Source organism: Ningiella algicola, assembly GCF_028401415.2.
Taxonomy (GTDB): domain Bacteria; phylum Pseudomonadota; class Gammaproteobacteria; order Enterobacterales; family Alteromonadaceae; genus Glaciecola.
This window is the reverse complement of record NZ_CP171821.2, coordinates 2614300-2632287: the sequence shown is the minus strand read 5'-3', so window position 1 is coordinate 2632287 and position 17988 is coordinate 2614300. Positions and strand designations below refer to the sequence as shown.

General features: G+C 45.2%; 13 protein-coding genes. 9 read left to right on the top strand and 4 right to left on the bottom strand.

Features of this window, described 5'->3' with window-relative positions; all coding sequences use genetic code 11:
• Positions 1 to 15: 15 nt before the first annotated feature.
• Positions 16 to 1134 (bottom strand): Gfo/Idh/MocA family protein, encoded by a 1119-nt coding sequence (locus PN836_RS11310; protein ID WP_395338384.1) that lies wholly within the window; start codon positions 1132 to 1134, stop codon positions 16 to 18.
• 179 nt (positions 1135 to 1313) lie between these two features.
• Between PN836_RS11310 and PN836_RS11305 the strand changes: the two genes are divergently transcribed.
• Positions 1314 to 2549, top strand: coding sequence for a nucleoside permease (locus PN836_RS11305; protein WP_395338382.1), 1236 nt, complete (start codon positions 1314 to 1316; stop codon positions 2547 to 2549).
• Positions 2550 to 2570: 21 nt separating this feature from the next.
• On the opposite strand, the gene PN836_RS11300 is transcribed toward PN836_RS11305, so the two are convergent.
• Positions 2571 to 3599 (bottom strand): LacI family DNA-binding transcriptional regulator, encoded by a 1029-nt coding sequence (locus tag PN836_RS11300; RefSeq protein WP_395338381.1) that lies wholly within the window; start codon positions 3597 to 3599, stop codon positions 2571 to 2573.
• Positions 3592 to 4776: an aldose 1-epimerase family protein gene (locus tag PN836_RS11295; protein WP_395338380.1), complete on the bottom strand. Its 1185-nt coding sequence runs from the start codon at positions 4774 to 4776 to the stop codon at positions 3592 to 3594. The genes PN836_RS11300 and PN836_RS11295 overlap by 8 nt, the downstream gene beginning before the upstream one ends.
• Before the next feature lie 234 nt (positions 4777 to 5010).
• On the opposite strand from PN836_RS11295, the gene PN836_RS11290 reads away from it, so the two are divergent.
• The 6 genes from PN836_RS11290 to PN836_RS11265 all read left to right on the top strand — a co-directional run bounded on the left by PN836_RS11290 (position 5011) and on the right by PN836_RS11265 (position 10605).
• Positions 5011 to 6015 carry an aldo/keto reductase gene (locus PN836_RS11290; RefSeq protein WP_395338378.1) on the top strand — a complete coding sequence of 335 codons (1005 nt, stop codon included), beginning with the start codon at positions 5011 to 5013 and terminating at the stop codon, positions 6013 to 6015.
• 44 nt (positions 6016 to 6059) lie between these two features.
• Entirely contained in the window at positions 6060 to 7115 is a 1056-nt protein-coding gene (locus PN836_RS11285) for an alpha/beta hydrolase fold domain-containing protein (RefSeq protein WP_395338375.1), read from the top strand.
• A gap of 12 nt (positions 7116 to 7127) precedes the next feature.
• A complete protein-coding gene (locus PN836_RS11280; RefSeq protein ID WP_395338374.1) occupies positions 7128 to 9452 on the top strand; it encodes a fatty acid desaturase in 2325 nt (774 codons plus the stop codon).
• A gap of 89 nt (positions 9453 to 9541) precedes the next feature.
• The gene (moaC, locus tag PN836_RS11275; RefSeq protein ID WP_395338372.1) at positions 9542 to 10057 is read left to right on the top strand and encodes a cyclic pyranopterin monophosphate synthase MoaC; all 516 of its coding nucleotides are present in this window, start codon (positions 9542 to 9544) and stop codon (positions 10055 to 10057) included.
• Complete coding sequence (locus tag PN836_RS11270; protein WP_395338370.1) at positions 10054 to 10299, top strand: MoaD/ThiS family protein; 246 nt, start codon at positions 10054 to 10056, stop codon at positions 10297 to 10299. The genes moaC and PN836_RS11270 overlap by 4 nt, the downstream gene beginning before the upstream one ends.
• 138 nt (positions 10300 to 10437) lie before the next feature.
• Positions 10438 to 10605, top strand: coding sequence for a TIGR02450 family Trp-rich protein (locus PN836_RS11265; RefSeq protein ID WP_395338368.1), 168 nt, complete (start codon positions 10438 to 10440; stop codon positions 10603 to 10605).
• 58 nt (positions 10606 to 10663) lie between these two features.
• On the opposite strand, the gene PN836_RS11260 is transcribed toward PN836_RS11265, so the two are convergent.
• The gene (locus tag PN836_RS11260) at positions 10664 to 12199 is read right to left on the bottom strand and encodes a LytTR family transcriptional regulator DNA-binding domain-containing protein (protein WP_395338367.1); all 1536 of its coding nucleotides are present in this window, start codon (positions 12197 to 12199) and stop codon (positions 10664 to 10666) included.
• 228 nt (positions 12200 to 12427) lie between these two features.
• Between PN836_RS11260 and PN836_RS11255 the strand changes: the two genes are divergently transcribed.
• Positions 12428 to 14173 (top strand): serine hydrolase domain-containing protein, encoded by a 1746-nt coding sequence (locus tag PN836_RS11255; protein WP_395338365.1) that lies wholly within the window; start codon positions 12428 to 12430, stop codon positions 14171 to 14173.
• 89 nt (positions 14174 to 14262) lie between these two features.
• Positions 14263 to 17988 carry an exodeoxyribonuclease V subunit gamma gene (gene recC, locus PN836_RS11250; protein ID WP_395338363.1) on the top strand — a complete coding sequence of 1242 codons (3726 nt, stop codon included), beginning with the start codon at positions 14263 to 14265 and terminating at the stop codon, positions 17986 to 17988.

Below are 17988 nucleotides of genomic sequence, written 5' to 3'. Positions count from 1 at the left end.
CTTTAACGCTTCATTCTAGGGCTTATCAAGAGATCTGACGGGCATATCCACTGGCCGCTCAGTTTCGCTACTTTCTACAGCGCAATCGACGATGTATTGACCACCTAAAGAAATCTTCGCGCCGCATGGGCCACCCAAATCATGTTCATTGATTATGGCTTTGTAGAGTAATGAAAACACGTTGGGTGTATCGCTAAAATCATCGACAGGGATTGATTTTGCTTCCGGATGTTCTCGCGTTTGCACACCCACAACATCGGCATAGTCACGACTGCAAATAGTGCCTTTATCACCCACTACAACAAAGCCACAAAATGGTTGAGGTTGTGTCACCCATGGGTCTGTAAATGTGCCCCAGCGGGTTTGAAAACTTGATAGTCCGCTGTCGTAGTGCGCTACAACAACACTCTGCACGTCTACTTCAAAGCCTTGAGGTATATATGAGTTCGCCGATATTCTGCTGGGTAACTCGCCGTCTCTGAACCAGGTTGCCAGCGTGCTGCCATAGCCCAAATAGTCTCGCATTGCGCCGCCGCCGGTCTCTTTTTTAAACCACCAAGTGCTTTGAATATCAACTGGCTCACTGACTTCTTTTTTTGCATGAAGATGGTACTGCGGGCCACGATTGCCATCGTAATAATGCACTTCTATGACCTTGCCAATGATTCCTTCGTTGATCATGCGATAAGCAGTGCGGTGGGAGTCATACCATGCTAGCGGCCAATTGATCGCTAAACGAATATTTGCTTGCCTCGCCAAGCTTATCGCTTTTTCTGCTTCTTCAGCTGACACTGCAAAGGGCTTTTCAAGCACCACATGCACACGTCGAGCAGCAAGCCTTTCTACCCACAGAAGATGTTCAGCCGTGGTTGAGCAGACGATGGCTAGGTCAGCTTGATGCTCATCTAACATCTTTTCCCAGTCGCTATACTGCATGGAAGCGGCTATACCTAAATCGGCACAGACTTGTGCCATGCGCTCAGACTGAGTGTCATACACGGCGACCACATCAAAGTCTGGTGATGCTTGAGCTGCGGCTAGCTGGTCGCCAATATGCATATGATCAAAACCAATGCCGACGACTTTCAGTTTCGGGTTTGAACGATTAACGTGATCGGGCTGATTTTCAGACATAAGCGCGAGTCCTTATTTATCCTCAATTAATATTGCAAATGCAATCAATGAAGCATTAACACTAGCATAATGCCTTCAAAATTAAAGCATCAAAATGATGCAAAATGCATCATTTAATTGACTTATCCGGTTGATGCCCATTAGTATCAAAAACATATTTCGCTTACAAAGACCTAGTCATGCTAAATAGCCTCCATATTCGACTTTCCGTCATGATGTTTCTTCAGTTTTTCATTTGGGGCGCATGGTTTGTGACCTTAGGTACATACTTATCGTATTCGTTAAATTTTGATGGGACACAAATTGGCTCTGCGTACAGCGCAAACCCACTTGCTGCAATGATATCGCCTTTAATTGTGGGTTTTATGGCAGGTAAACTCCTTTCGACCCGTAACATGCTCGCCAGCTTGCACCTGGGTGGCGCAGTGCTGCTTTACTTTGCCAGTCAAGCCACCGAATTTAGCCATGTATATGCGTTATTACTGGGTTATTCGCTTTGCTATATGCCTACTCTAGCGCTTTCTGCCTCTCTTTGCTTTCAAAGCATTGAACATCCGTCTCAGCATTTCCCGTATATCCGGGTATTTGGCACTTTGGGATGGATTGCGGCGGGCTTATCAGTAGGGTTTTGGGATGTGGAAGAAACGAATTTGCCCCTGCAGCTTTCAGCCGTTGCCTCGCTGGTGCTGGGTGCATACTGCTTTTCACTGCCACAGCCGAAAGCGAAAGAGCAAGCTACATTGCCCGCAAGTCAGGCCGGTCTCAAATCAGCCTTTGGTTTCGATGCGCTTAGCTTACTTAAAAACCGTGAGTTCTTGGTGCTGTTTATTGGTTCAATGTTAGTGTGCATTCCCCTGGCGTTTTACTACAACTTCACCAATTTATTTTTAAACGACTTAAATGTAGAAAATGCCGCTGGAAAGATGACCATTGGGCAGATGTCAGAGGTGCTGTTTATGCTGTTAATGCCTCTGATGTTCAAGCGCTTGGGTTACAAAAAAATGCTCTTGATAGGGGTTGCGGCATGGAGTATTCGCTACGGCTTGTTTGCTTACAATAGCGAGCTTAATCTATGGCCAATTTATATTGGAATCGCGCTTCATGGCATTTGCTACGACTTCTTTTTTGTTACCGGTCAGGTATTTGCCGATAAAAAAGCGCCGCATCATTTGAAGGATGGTGCGCAGTCTTTAATGACCTTTTGTACCTACGGCGTTGGTATGTTTATCGGCTCTCATGTCTCAGGTTATGTGGTTGAGCATTACACCGAAGCGTCTGGCATTCTGTGGACTCAAGTATGGTTAGTGCCTGCCGCTATGGCAATTGGTGTATTTGTATTGCTGGCCGCGTTGTTTAAAGAGCCGAAAGCTGAACAAGACTTAGTCACTGAGCGCGCAAAGGCCGATAGCGCGTAAACGCGGTTGACATAATTCTGATCAATAAAGGTTCTCAGGCAGAAAAACTTCCACAGCCGGCTGACGTACTTGCGTTGATTGATAATCGCCTGCTTGATAATTCAGCAATATTTCAACCGCGTTAAAAAGCTCCTGACGAATGTTCTGATTGAGGATGATGTCGACGACCCCATCGACTAAGAAAGCTTTAGTTTGCTCATTAAGCTCATGCGCTATCATAACAAGGTCATCTTTTTCCCTGACCTCTTTTAAGCGTTTAATAATGCCGGGCGTGCCGCCGCCAACATTGTAAATACCCACTAAGTCATCTTGCTCACTGAGCGCATTTAGCGCGATATTATATGACTCATCGTCATCGTCGTGTGCCTCAGGTTGAACGATGACGTCATACTGGCTGAATTTTTCTCGCATCATGCTTTTAAATCCTGCTTCACGCTCTTCGTGTCCGCGATAGCTATGGCTGCCGGTAAACACTGCAATTTTGCCATGTTTACGGTGAGCGAGATACTGCCCCATTAATAAGCCTGCCGTGCGTCCGGCGGCTCGATTGTCAATGCCCACATAAGCAAGACGTTTGGAGCCGGTAATGTCTGACACCAAACTCACTGTCGCAACGCCTTTATGATACAAAGCATCAACTGCAAGACGGACTTTGGGGTGGTCGAGCGCGACAAAAGCAATACCGTCGGTTTGTTGACCAACTCGCTTAAGCGTTTCAGCCAGAAGACTTGGGTTGAGACCGTCGATTATGTGAGTGCGTGCATTAACTTTAAAACGAGAAAGCACGCCTTCCAACTTGATGAGCTCCGCGTCAAAATATTCAAAATAACGAGTGCGTGTTTTAGGGAATATGAAATCAAACTGAAACTGGGCCTTATGCTTGTCTGCAGACCTGCCGGGTTTAAGCAAATAGCCACAGTCATACATGGCCTGATGTACCATTTCCACGGTGGCGCTTTTCACTTTTCCACGTTTGTTCACCACGCGATCAATGGTAGCTCTGCTTAGGCCTGAGTGCTTAGCAACGTCAGCTAATGTCACTTTATTCATATGATTTCCCTAAGAACCAGTTTTCGCTGGCGTGTAAAAATTCTTCACATGGCGCGGTGTAAATCGCATTAATGCGCTTTCTACATTCTTCGATTTCCTGCTGATTAGCAAGCACTTCAATCTTCACACAATAATGCTGCTCTTGTTGATGTTGCAAATAGGTAAGCGCCCCAGACGTTTTTGCAAAATGCTTACCTAACACGTGATTCGTACTGGGTTCAATGCCGAACGCGTAGAGACCCTCTTGTAAGCACTGCCACTGGAATAAACAAGGCAAATTGCTTTGCTCGTATTCCACTAACACGCCTAAACCTTGCTTCTGATTGAACGTTGGATTCACCAAAGCAACAGGCACTTTGCCGTTCTTGTCTGCCATCACTCGATGTTCATACACCTGCTCCTGAGCCAAAGCAAGCGGTTCACGTTGCGTGCGATAGCCAAGATTTTGTGCTTTTGCCTCATGCCCCATCCACAGACATTCTTTGATTGGCGCAAGGTACTGGCTACCTTCATCAAGCACCGGATATCCCAAGTTAATGTGGTACATCAGCATATGCGGTGTTGCAATAAAGCCTAAATTTATAACGGTGTCAGAAATACTGATTTGATTGCTACCCATTTTGCATTCAATGCGCCGAGTAAGCATTAGATTTTCACCAAACACGCTAGTTTGTTGCACGCTTCCTTCACACCACAGAATATAATCTTCGCCCTCCCACTTTGCGCCATAGCCGCTTAGGTTTGACGGAGAAAAGGCCAGTCGACCATGCACTGGCGACTGTCTACTGCTTTGATGCGGGTAGTTGTAATACTCGGTGTTTTCGGTTTCAGGGCCCAAGATATGATCAAGACCGCAGGTCATCATCAAACCGCTGAAGGATCGCAGCCAGCCGAGTCCATTTTCAGCTTCATGCTCATGATACATCGGGTGCTTGGTACCGGTGGGAGAATGCCAGCCTATGGGCGCGTCGTTAAAGTATGCTTCCCCTAAATCCATTGCTCTATCTACAAGTACATTAAAACTTAGGCCCCCTGCGTTTCTAAAGGCTAGGTATCGCATTCCCCGTTCCCAGCCATTTTCAAAGGTGCATAACTTAACGCTGGCAAATTGGTCAAGCGAGCCCGCACGTTGCGCAAGCGCTTTAGCATCTATGTTTTTACCGAATAACTGGGCCATTAACGATCCTTCAGGGTCTTGCTTAGTCTGTGCGGCGTATTTTAAAAATCATGGGATTTAAAAAATAGGCGCTAGCGATTCAAGGCCGTAATGATAATTGCCTTTGGCGCATTGTAGCCTAGTTTTCATCGATATGGCTAAGGTGGAAAGGTATAAATGAGGCAAAATGATGCATTTTGCCTCACTGTGTTTTATAGTGCCTTACTCTAAATTAGATTTTATAGTGTGTCTCCATTGAATTACCAAGCATTTGCAGCTACATCAACAAAAGTCTCTACACTGTGTTTTGGTGCCATGGGTTTAAATTTTGCCTTTGGAAACTATGAAAAGGCGGATTTATTTAAAGCGATGCATGCTTGCGTCGAGCAAGGTGTCAATATGTTTGATACCGCGCGTATTTACGGGGATTCGGAGAGCATCCTGGGCGAGTTTTTAAAACAGGTTCCGGCCAATAAAATATTTGTCGCGACCAAAGTCAGCCCAGGAGGGGATGAACTGAATACTGGGTGGGGTATTCCCAACCCACAAAAGCTAGCCTATCCAAAAGGTGCCACGATAAAGAGTGTTGAGGCATCGCTTCAGGCTTTAAATGTCGAACGGATTGATCTCGTGCAACTTCACCAATATTGGGCGCAATATGAAGACGGTGATTGGTACGAAGAACTCGATGCGCTCAAACGTCATGGGAAAATTAAACATATCGGTATTTCGATTCCCGATCACCGCCACGACCAAGCTATTTCCATTGTAAAGAGCGGGCTTATCGATAGCGTACAAAGTATCGTCAACATCTTCGACCCCTTGGCGCTTGATTCACTAGTGCCTATTTGCCAAGAAAATGATGTCGCATTTATCGCCCGATGCGTGTTGGATGAGGGAGGATTAAGCGGCACCTTGAACGCATCTGCTCGATTCGATGCAAATGATTTTAGAGCGGATTACTTTAGCGCAGATGTCTTAGAAGAATATTTGAAACGCGTAGAAGCCTTGAAACGTTTTATTCCCGAATATGCTAGCAACTTGGCAGAACTTGCTCTTCGCTTTGCTATTTCCCATCCGGGTATCACAACTGCAACAGTGAGTATGCATGTCCTTGCGCATGCAAACAGCAATATTGCGGCTGCGCAAAAAGGTTCCTTACCGAGTGACGTGTTCGAAGAGATTCGCCGCTACGATCGCTGGTTACACAACTTATATCAGCACAAATATTTCCCAGAAATTCACCGTAAGTCTGCTTGATTAAGGTGAAGTGAATAGCTTGAAGAAACTAGGTTAACAAAACAATGAAAAGCAGTTCTTGGCATACCAATACTACACAAATTATTGGGCACTCCACCGGTAATCCTGATGAGCAAACGCAAGCAATTATCAACGCTATTGCCAAGGCTGAGCAGGAAAAGACACAATCGAATAACAGTGAAAGCGGGAAACAAAAAGTCAATAATCAAGCATTTATAAAAGCGCTGAGAGAAAACGAAGACCCGCTAACGCCATTTTTTCCTGATGCCTTAGACGTACACTCGATTTCAGATTTCACCTTTAGCAATCGACACTCAAATAATATCGCGATTCGACTGTATATACCCAAGAGCGAAGGCCCTCATGCACTGGTAGTGTATTTTCACGGGGGATGTTGGGTCTTTTGCAGTCTCGACACGCATGACGGCATTTGCACGCAACTTTGCAACAAGGCCAACGTGGCGGTAGCTTCTATTGATTACCGGCTCGCGCCAGAGGCAAAGTTTCCAGCCGCTTATCAGGATTGTATAGATGCGTGCAATTATTTGTATGGTCACGCTAAAGCTTTAGATCTCGATAGCGACAATATCTCGTTAATGGGAGATAGTGCGGGCGGGAATTTAGCCGCAGTGGTGAGTCAGCATCCAGATACCCGTGCACGCATTTGTAGCCAAGTGCTTTTGTACCCAATCACCGATGTCAGCCGATTAGATCGTCCCTCATATGAACAGTATGCAGAAAACTTCTTTTTTGAAGCGAAGATGATGCATTGGGCCTGTGAACAATATGCGCGCAATGAAAACGATAGATTCAACGCAAATATGTCCCCCTTGCTGTTAGATACCTTTAACGCCCTTCCCGCTACTCTTGTGCAAACAGCAGAGTTTGATGTCTTACGAGATGAGGCAGAAGAATACGCAGCAAGGCTCTTTGAGGCTGGTGCAGATGTACTTTGCAAGCGATATGCAGGCACGGTTCATGCCTTTGCAGCGATGGCAAAGGTGGTGGAGCAAGGACAAAAAGCGCTGGATGATGCTGCACAGTTTATCAAACTGCAATCCCAAGCATCGCGGGCCTTGCCCAGTGAAGGCGCCATTTAAGAGGGAAAAGTAATGGCAGATCAAAGTGATAGTCAAAATGCACGATATGTTCAAGCACAGGACTATAGTCTCACAGGTGAGAATTCCCGACAGGCAATAGAGAGCGGGCTTGCTGATGCACATTGGTACACCAGCAAAATTGCACCAAATGTTATGCGCGAACTCCTCGTTAGAAAAGACGCGCCAGCCATTCGCGATACTGCTATCTGGTTTGGCGCTTTGGGCCTGTCAGGCTATCTAGGCTATCTGCTTTGGGGGACGATTTTTGCAATTATCCCTTTTGCAATTTACGGCGTGCTGTATGCGTCCGTGTCTGATTCACGTTGGCATGAATCCAGCCACGGTACGGCCTTTAAAACCGATTGGTTAAATGACGCTCTGTATGAAATTGCATCGTTCATGGTCTTTCGAGAGTCCACTGTGTGGCGCTGGAGTCATACGCGACATCATACCGACACCATTATTGTGGGGCGCGACCCTGAAATTGCTGTGCCACGTCCTGCCAATATTCGAAGCGTCGTGCTCGCGTTTTTTAAGTTTGAGGCAGCTTGGGCAGAGCTTAAGCGCATGCTTATTCATGCGCAGGGTAAAAAGTCAGAACAAGCAGCGACCTTTGTGCCTGAGCAAGAGTGGCCTAAGGTATTTTTAAAAGCACGAATTTATCTATGTATCTACGCAAGCGTTATTTTTTACGCAGCTTACAGTGCAAGCTGGCTACCGCTGATGTATGTCGGCTTACCGAGTATTTATGGTAGTTGGCTTATGGTGGTGTACGGATTAACGCAGCATACTGGCCTGGCGGAGAATGTGACCGATCATCGTTTGAATAGTCGCACGGTGTATATGAATGCTTTAAACCGCTATCTGTACTGGAATATGAACTATCACGTAGAGCATCACATGTTCCCGTTAGTACCTTATCATGCGCTTCCGCGTTTACATGAGTATATGAAAGAGGATTGTCCCAAACCATATGAGGGATTGTGGGATGCTTGGAAAGAAATCATCCCTGCAGTGATTAAGCAATCAGATGACCCCGATTATTTTGTCACGCGAGAGTTACCTGCTTCGGCACAATCGCATGACCCTTCTGCAAATGCCAACCTTGGGCGTGGTAACGCCAAAATCATCCAGTCATCTAATGCCTTAGATAAGCATGGATGGCTAGCGCTTGGGGCACGTGATTTGTTGGAGCCAGAACATGTGATTGGCCTAGAATATGACCATGCTACATACGCTATATACCGAAGCAAAAATGGGGAGCTTTATGCTACTGATGGTATTTGTACCCACGGCAACACTCACCTAGCTAACGGCATGGTGAAAGGTGAACTAATTGAGTGCCCGAAGCATAATGGGCGATTTAACATTGTAACAGGTGAAGCCACCCGTTTGCCGGCCTGTCAGGCATTGAAAACTTATCCGGTCAAGCTCGAAGCCGATACGATTTATATTAATTTAAAAGATGCTGCAAAAAATCATGCTTTAAATGCCCTGCAATTTGAAGTCATCAGTAATCGCAACCTTACGCCCCTCATAAAAGAATTAGTATTGAGACCGCTTAGCGTAAGCCCTGAATTTTCGTACCGACCCGGCGATTATATCCAGCTTAATATTCCCGCTTATGATGCAATTCATTTTAGCGACCTTGAGATAGATGAGGAATATCAACGAGTTTGGAATGACATGGCCTTGAGTGAGCTTGTAGCAAGCAACACTGTAGCGACAAAGCGAAACTATTCACTCGCGTCAAATCCCGATGCAGGCGAGCAGCCTTCATTTACCATTCGACTCGCCCCCCCGCCCGCTAACTCCAATTTTTTGCCGGGTGTGGGTTCTGCTTATGTCTTTAACCTTAAGCCTGGAGATAAAGTCACTGCAAGTGCTCCTGCAGGTCAGTTCTACATTAAAGATTCCAACAAAGAGATGATTTATATTGGTGGTGGAGCCGGTATGGCGCCGATGCGTGCGCATATTTCTCATTTGTTTGGTGCAAACAAGAAGCAGCTGGCCACACAAAGAAGAGTCAGTTTTTGGTATGGTGCGCGAAGTGAGCAAGACTTGATGTATCAAGACTATTTCGCTGAACTTGAGCAAAAACACGATAATTTTGACTTTCATATTGCGCTATCTGAGCAAAGCACAAGTAGTGATAAAGCTTATGCAACAGGATTTATCCACAGCTACTTGTTAGATAGCTATTTAGCTGAGCACAAAAACATTCAGAATATTGAGTTTTATATTTGCGGTCCGCCGCCCATGCTAAAGGCGTGTTTAAAAGTGCTTGAGGACTTAAACGTCAGCAAAAGCCATATTAGTTTTGATGATTTTGGTTAAACCCTAAAGTTCACGACTGAGCATCGACTTCATGATATCTTTCGCGTAATACAAGTAACACGCAGACAAAAATTAGCGCAGATAATTTAATGAACAAAGATCCCAATCTCGATAGCACAGCACCACAAGCCAAGTTCACGCACGTAGATACAACAGGCAAAGCCAATATGGTGGATGTTGGCGATAAATCGCAGTCGAAACGCCAAGCTATCGCGCAAGGTTTTGTGTCTGTTAGCCCTGCCCTAATGCAACAGCTTGTTGACAACTCACTGGCTAAAGGTGATGTGTTGAGCGTGGCAAGAGTCGCGGGTATTCAAGGGGCGAAACAGTGTTCAAACCTCATCCCGCTTTGCCACCCCTTAATGCTTAGCAAAGTGCAAATAGACTTTGAACTACAGCAGCAAGCCATGCAGGTGCGCATAGTATGCATGTGTAAATTGACAGGTCAAACCGGTGTTGAAATGGAAGCATTAACGGGAGTAAGCGTTGCCGCCCTTACCCTGTTCGACATGTGCAAAGCCGTCGACCCATCCATGACCATTCACGGGATTAAGGTCTTAGAAAAGCAGGGTGGAAAAACCGGGCATTGGGTGAACGAAGCATGATTGAAGTAAAGCTCTTTGCAAGTTTAAGAGAAGCCGTGGGAAGCGCTGCAATCAGCGTGGATGCTTCACACGTGAAGAACGTTTCGGATGTAATCAAAATCTTGATAGAAGGCGATCGTAAGTGGTCACTTCTTAACGAGCAAAATGTTTTGCTGGCAGTAAACCATGAGCTTTCAGCGAGAGATCGTAAAATAAACGATGGCGATGAAATCGCGTTTTTCCCACCCGTCACTGGCGGGTGACCGACAACTTACACCTTAATTTGCTATTCATCAATAAACCTTGAACAACACTGATTAGATAAACTATCCATGAATCCAATTCATCCCAAAAAGTTGCTTCGAAGCAAGTGGACGGTCAAGTCGGCTTCGAAGGAGGTGATGGAATTACGCAAAAAAGAAAAGCACTTTATCATCGTTAAAGTAGAATTTGATGACGATGGAAAAGTCGTAGAGTGTTTGCTTGAGGCATTGTTATCAAGGCGTCATTTTGCAATCAATTGGCGCGATCTAAAAAACTCGTCGCAATGGGTTCAGGGTTGGGTGTAACTGTGTTAATACCTTTGTTTGTCCACTATCAACTCTTCCGTGTTGATGTGTAAGAGATTTATTTGGAAACACCATCTATCTCTTGAAACGAAGACTTAAGCTTAGGTAAAACACGTCGACTGACAGGGATATTTTCGTTATTGCTTAGCTTGATTTCACCCGTGCCGGTGTTTAACCGTTTTAAGCTTCTAATATGCCTCGCGTTCACTAAGTATGAACGATGCACCTTGATAAAGCTGCTAGGCAACTTCGCAATCAAGTTTTTCAAGCTACCTGAGTATAAAATCGTTTTTTCGTTTACACGTATTTCGGCGTAGTCGCCTGCGCCTTTGCAATACAGAATATCTTCGACTGGACATTTGAGGACTTCACCAGCTTGTTTGATTGCAAGCGTTTGGGTGACTGCGTCAGTTGCTTGTAGATCAAGCGCTAACTGCAGTTTGTCTGCGCGCTCTCGCTCTTGCGCGACAATCAGAAGTTGACGATTATGTTTGTATGCCTCAAACATCAACATTAATAATAGCAAGCCAGCAATACAGTAATAGAGGTAAATATCTAAAAAGTCCTCGGGGAATATCTCTATTATTGCGGCAAAGGCAATCAATGTGAACGCTGGAACGAGGGTTTTCAGCCTGTGTTTAATTGCGGAGTAAGCAAGAATGCAACCGGCCAATACCGCCGGAATTTTTATACTCGCTGCTGCGTCCAAATCAGGGTCCAAATACGAAAATTGAGAAGCAAGCACCAACGCAAAAGCGATAGGGACTATCACAAGCAGCTTGACGTGCTCCAGACGACGAATAGATTGAATGAGCAATGCTTGGCCAAATAACACGGCAAAAAATGTGATAATGGCTAAGCGAATATCGTGCACATAATAGTCATAAACCACTAGCCCTCGATACATCTCAGTCACAAGCTGGAGAAGCCCAACGACGGTCATAAATAGAAGAAAATAAAGGCTCGATCTATCGCTGGCAGCGTTTTCTCTTCCTTTTAAAAAAAGCGTCGTTATCAGATACACAATGGCAACGAGGATGATGCCTAAAGGCACTAAAATTGGTGAATAATGATAGTAATACACCCGAGTTGGAGAATCATATTCGTCCACCTTCAATGTGTTGAATGGACTAAAAGAAGGACGTAAATTGCGAAATGCTGACAATTGAATTTGAACTAGTAGCGTGTTACTCGAAACAAGTTCGCGGGGCAAATACGCCACCCAATCGTAAGGTCCCGTAACTTCTGATTGAGCATCTAATCCAGGCAGTCCTTTTGTCCCTATTTCAATTGAGTTAACAAAGACCCTTGCGCTATTTCTACCTGAAAGAAAAAAACCGAGTGGCAGATTCGAATCTAACACTCGTTGAGGTATTTCAAGTGTAAATTCAACCCAAACCGCACCTTGAGACATGTAATAGCCGTGCATTGAAAAGTGTTTGCACTGCGGGGCATCGAACTCCACTAGCGAAAGCTTTGTTTCTGTCGCCGGACATTCAACAATATCATTTGCAAAAGCCGATGGCGCAAATGCACAGCCTGCAAATCCAAAGAATACGATGATCCTTGCAACTACCTCTAAGCGTCCAGACAAGTTGAGAAACCCTTTTTGATATTCAGCAATAGTTCTATCATAAGTCAGCAGAATAATGCCTGCCGATCACCGAAAAAAAGCAACCAGTGACAGAAAAAACCTAGCGTTCTTCCGCTGTATTTGTAATGTGGTGGCTAATCTCAAGCCAATGCGATATCCATCTCTATGTGTCATAAAATGTTCTCAATTGAATCAAGACCTGTTTTAAAAGCAAGCCTAATCCATTTAATGTTTACTGTGCTCTGTCTAATCAGCTTACCCATCCGTGCAAGTAGTGTTATCTGGCAAGGTGTTCCTGAGCATCAACCCACTGAGGCAGTGTCAGGTGAATTAGTGGTTGAGATGCAAAATAACACCGTTACTGGGAAAATTAGTAGCCTTCAAGCAAAATCAAGTGTAACAAACGGTGAATTCAATTTGGTGTTTAAAGACCCTGAAAACGCCTTGCGCGTGCTCGGGGAATTTAGGGCTTACGTGACATCACAGGGCGATATTCATGGGCATTGGGTTCAGCCAAAGCTTGTTCGGCGAACCAATGCGCAATTTGCGACGCCGGTTAGGCTGCAACAAAATGGCGCGCGATATGTGGGAACTGTGACGCCGCTAAACGACGGGATAAGCGTATTTTTTAAAGCGACTGAGGCTCAAAGCAACCGATATCGTTTGAGCGTATTTACACCCGAAAACAATGGCGGTCGATACTACCGAAATACAGAGCTTGTTTTTGACGGTAATCAAGCGCGCATCGTTCAACAAAGCGAAAATGGTGAGCAAGTGCTTGCATATGGTTCACATGATGTTGAAAAGAACACATTTAGTTTCAACTTTCCGTATTGGGGAGGGAAATACAATTTCAAAAAGATATCTAATGATTCGCATGAAATGTTGGCGTTTGATGAGGCGCCTCAGTATGTTCAACCTGAAACACTAAACGATGGGTGGACAACCGGTGACATTGCCCAGTCGGGCATTGTGCTAAGTGAAGTGATTGCATTTGTCAAAGAGAGGCAGCAAAGCCCCCCTCAAACGCCACATGAAGCGCAGCTACAAGCTCTGCTTATTGCGCAACACGGCAAGCTGATTTTTGAACAATACTTTAGAGGTTTTAAGCGAGATGAAGCGCATGATTTACGCTCTGCATCAAAAAGCCTGACGGGAATTCTGCCCGGGCTAGTTGAATACGCGCGTAACGAAGGTCGTGATGGCAAAACCAGCTCCTTTCAAAGCAGCATATTAGAAACTCCCATATATCAAACGCTTGGCTACCCAACTGATGTAGATAGTAAGAACGGTATTTTGCTGAAACATGCTTTGAGTATGAGCACAGGCTTGGATTGTGATGATAACAACTATGAATCGCCAGGTAATGAGGAAAACCTGCAAAATCAAATTGCCCAGCCAGACTGGTATACCTATATTCTTGACCAGCACTTGTTACATACACCAGGAGAAGTTAATCTGTACTGTTCAGCAGGTATTAATCTGGCAGGCGCTATAGCTAGTGCAAAGGCTGGACATTGGATACCGCGAATAATCGATGACCTATTCGCCCGCCCCTTAAATATTGATTTGTATCACGCTAATTTACAACCAAATGGAGACCAAGCGTACAGTGGTGGAGGCTTATATTTACGTGGCCGCGATTTTCTAAAATTAGGCCAATTGATGCTAGATGGCGGAATCTGGAATAATCAGCGCTTGCTGTCTGAAGACTATGTTGAAGCTGTGCTTTCTGTGCATGGAGAAATGTTTGGACAAGGCTACGGCCTAGGTTGGTGGATTCGAGAATACCCAGTAGGGGATAAATCATATACCGCATATTATGCAAGCGGTAACGGCGGTCAACAGGTATTCATTGTGCCTGAACTTGGCCTTACGGTTGCATTTTTAAATTCAGCCTTCAACACGCAAGGGTCGAGAATCGCAAGAGAAGACTGGTTCCCCAATTGGGTATTGGCGCGGATGGTGAAATAGCGCGGGAGATACCCGGGGCAAGATAAGTGAGAAAATCACGCACAAATTAGGGTGCATTGTGAAGTATTCACCGCTAACATTGGTGAAGTATGTTTCATTTGATCCCCTCCAATAGACAAGAAAATCTTGTAGCAATGCTTCACGCGCTGCTTACATCACAGCGCGAACTCAGCGCTGCGCATCCCTTTGAGCCTGATACAATTGTGGTCGAAAGTATGGGCATGAAGCACTATTTAAGCATGGAGCTTGCCCGTTCAACCGGCATTACCATCAACCTAGAGTTTCCGCTTTTAGTGCGCAGTGTTTATCAACTTTGTCGCGCAATACTCGGGGATGATGCGGTGCCCAAAGAGTCGTTGTACAAACGGGAAATTTTATTATGGCGCATTTACGAGATTTTAGGTCGCGATGATTTCTTATCACGAGAAGACTGTGCCCAAGCGCATCGATACTGGCAAGATCCTCAGCTCCCAGCGAGAAAATCAAGTGACGCTAATACTTCGGCATTTTCACAACAACGCCGATATGCACTCGCGAAAGAAACCGCTGATGTATTTGAGCAATACATGCAGTTTCGGCCAAAATGGATAAAGGCGTGGCAAAATGCTAAAGCGCTCGATGAGGAAGATGAATCGCTCGCGCAAGCTAAGCACCTAATTCAGTGGCAGCGCATTTTGTGGCAAATGCTAGTAGGTGATGAGCGACTTACTCATCAGCAAAGTGCGGCGCACCCTGTGGCGATAATCGAAGATGCATTGGCAGCGCTTCGTAAGCGCGATAGTGGACCGACACTAGCACTTTCTGAAGATATTCGTAACAAATTGCCAAAGGCGATTCACATATTCGCGGTCAATGCGATTTCAGAGCAGCACTTGGCATTTTTTGATGCATTATCTGAGCACATCGACGTCTATTTTTTCTATTTGAACCCATGTATGGAGTATTGGGGAGATTTACTCTCGGATAAAGCGCGAGCTCGCGCGGCTATCGTAAAGTCTCAAAGCCAGCTTTTAGATGAAGATTCGCCGAATCCCTTATTGGCTAATTTAGGTCAACAAGGCAGGGCGCTGTTTAATCAGTTTCAGCAATACGATTTTGCAGATATTACGCAATCAGCGCTTTATTCTGATGCCCTTAATTTGAATCAAGTATCGTCATCATCTTTTCAGGCGCCCATAGAAGATGGCGCAACAAGCTTGTTAGCAAACATTCAATCGAGCTTGCTCAAGCTCGACATCCTTAGCTCAGACAAGCAAAAGCAGTTGTTTGAGAACGACAACAGCGTAAGCATTCACAGTTGTCATTCAACGGTGCGAGAGATTCAGGTGCTGCACGACGAACTGCTCTTTATTATGCAGCAAAACCCAAATATTAAACCGCACGATGTAATTGTGCTTTGCCCATCAGTAGAAGACTACGCGCCCTATGTTTCAAGCGTGTTTGCAAGCGCTGGGAATATAAATAGATCTTCGCATGATTTATCGCATGGTTCATTGCACGAGACGCCGCGCTTAGTATGCTCAGTAGCAGATCGCTCACCCTTGGATGCGGACCCGATGGTCGCGTTATTCATGGATATGCTAAAGCTGCCAGATAGCCGGTTTAGCGCTCCACAGGTGTTGGATTATTTATCCTTACCCAGTATTCGACGCACATTTTCGATTACGCAAGATGAGCTTGAGCAAATGGAAAACTGGGTGGAGCAAGCGAATATTTACTGGGCGATTGACGCTGATCATAAGCAAGCGATTCTAGCGTGCAATATGGATGATAATCCTCTTTACACCTGGCTTTGGGGCATAGAACGGATCATTAAAGGCAGTTTGTCTTATAGCATCGAAACGCCAGTGAACAGTAACTATCTGCCAATCGTGAAAGGGCTGCAGTGGCAGGCTTTCGGCAAAATGCAAGCCTTTATTTCTCAATTAGACCGAATCCGCGTTGAGCTAGGTAGCGACAGAAGCATGCAACAGTGGCACCAATACCTGATTCAGCAGGTGCTTGATCAATTGTTTGATGAAAGCGAACGCAAGGACGGTGCTTATGTGGCAATCAAACGCGGCATTGATACGATGTTAACGAATGTTGATAGAGCGCAACTCAACGAAAAGCTGTCTTTACTGGTCATGCAGCAAGAGTTGAGTACTTATTTTTCAACGCCCGATGCGCTTAATCGCTACAATACAGGACAAGTGACGTTTAGCTCAATGGTACCGATGCGCTCTGTGCCATTCAAAGTGGTTTGTATGCTTGGATTGAATGACGGCATTTTTCCGCGAAGCACTGAATTTGCAAGCGTCAATATAATGGGTTTTGATACGCCGCAACGAGGTGACCGCTCACGTAAGAACGAAGACCGCTACTTGTTTTTAGAAGCTATTATGTCGGCGCGTGAACATCTGTATTTAAGTTATCAAGGGCAAGATCAGTACAACAATAAGGTCCGCTCGCCGAGTCTAGTGCTGTCAGAGTTACGAGACTTTATTGCTCAGCGTTTCGATAAAAAGATTGAAAGAAAACATAGCCTTCAAGCCTTCAATTTGCATGTGTTTGATGAAAACAAGCCGCAGTCTTTTGACGCCGATTGGTTAAATATGCAAACCCGCATTGCGCTAAGCAACATAGAAAAAGCTGAACTGAGCCATGCATGGCCGTTGTCGCTATCTAACGCTTATGGTGGGGTTACCATAAGCACGAGTGTAGCGTATCCGTCAACTTACAGTGATAAAGACATAAGCGCGCTTTTTAAATCGCCGCTTAATTATTTGATTAAAACCCGATTTGGCATTGATATTCGCCAGTACTTCGATTCAAAGCAAAGTAACGAACCCTTTCGCCTGTCAAAACTGGTTGAATATAAATTTGAGCAGGCTTGCATTGAGCAGGCGCTAAAATCTGTGCATCTGCAGGATTCAATCGACGAACATTCAGACCTAAACACATTTTCGTTAAGTGATACCTTTGATGCTTTTGTCGCGTCGGGCGATTTTCCACAGCAGGCTTTGCAAGGTGACACATTAGCTGCATACCAAAAACCGGTGTCGCTTGATGTGCCGTCGGTTGACATCAATGGCTTACATTACCATCGCGTATCGCATCAGCCATCACTGGACGATATCATTAAATTGGTCTTACCTTTTTCAGAAAGTATGGTTTCGTCGGCGTGGCGTGAGCTTTGCCAGCAGGCAAAAAGTGCAAATGCTGCACCCGGCATCGAACTTGGCGTCACACTTGATGACGCGAACAATGCGGTCGTTCAATTCAATCATCCTCCTGCTGAGCATACTATCATGGGCGTGCTCTTTGGGCATTGTATTGGCGCGCTAGCGGCCGAAAATCTGAGCTTATCCTCAACAAGGGCGTATTTTTATTACCTGGATGTCAAAGACAAAAGTGACCATTTACCTCTATGCTGCGATGTATTTACGATTGCTGAAGGAAGTATCAGCATTAATGCTGCGCAAGAATTTGTCGCGCTGGTTTTTGCGTTGGATTTTATTGCTTTACATACGCCATGTTTTTTTGAAGCATCACATATGATTGCTATAACGTCGGCAGGTGGACAGCTAGAGCTTGCATGTGAAAGCCTAGAAGTGATGCGCACAAACATGCAAAAAGCGATGGAAGATAAGCCAAATACAAACTTTGTGTCGATTAACGAGCAAGCAAAGTCTTTTTTGCTCGGTGCGAATATTCTCGATGCTGATTCAGACTTGCCCGCCAATCAACCCTATGACTTACTAGAGAAGCTTATCCATTGTGAGGCTTTGAACGCGGTCATGTTGAATCAAAACAAAGCGGAGGCACCTTACTAA

Bases quoted from the DNA above. Each gene is read 5' to 3' on its own strand.
- PN836_RS11265 (WP_395338368.1), top strand. From the start codon at position 10,438: ATGGAATTACGCAAAAAAGAAAAGCACTTTATCATCGTTAAAGTAGAA.
- PN836_RS11295 (WP_395338380.1), bottom strand. From the start codon at position 4,776: ATGGCCCAGTTATTCGGTAAAAACATAGATGCTAAAGCGCTTGCGCAA.
- PN836_RS11270 (WP_395338370.1), top strand. From the start codon at position 10,054: ATGATTGAAGTAAAGCTCTTTGCAAGTTTAAGAGAAGCCGTGGGAAGC.
- PN836_RS11255 (WP_395338365.1), top strand. From the start codon at position 12,428: ATGTTTACTGTGCTCTGTCTAATCAGCTTACCCATCCGTGCAAGTAGT.
- moaC (WP_395338372.1), top strand. From the start codon at position 9,542: ATGAACAAAGATCCCAATCTCGATAGCACAGCACCACAAGCCAAGTTC.
- PN836_RS11310 (WP_395338384.1), bottom strand. From the start codon at position 1,134: ATGTCTGAAAATCAGCCCGATCACGTTAATCGTTCAAACCCGAAACTG.
- PN836_RS11300 (WP_395338381.1), bottom strand. From the start codon at position 3,599: ATGAATAAAGTGACATTAGCTGACGTTGCTAAGCACTCAGGCCTAAGC.
- PN836_RS11285 (WP_395338375.1), top strand. From the start codon at position 6,060: ATGAAAAGCAGTTCTTGGCATACCAATACTACACAAATTATTGGGCAC.
- recC (WP_395338363.1), top strand. From the start codon at position 14,263: ATGTTTCATTTGATCCCCTCCAATAGACAAGAAAATCTTGTAGCAATG.
- PN836_RS11305 (WP_395338382.1), top strand. From the start codon at position 1,314: ATGCTAAATAGCCTCCATATTCGACTTTCCGTCATGATGTTTCTTCAG.
- PN836_RS11280 (WP_395338374.1), top strand. From the start codon at position 7,128: ATGGCAGATCAAAGTGATAGTCAAAATGCACGATATGTTCAAGCACAG.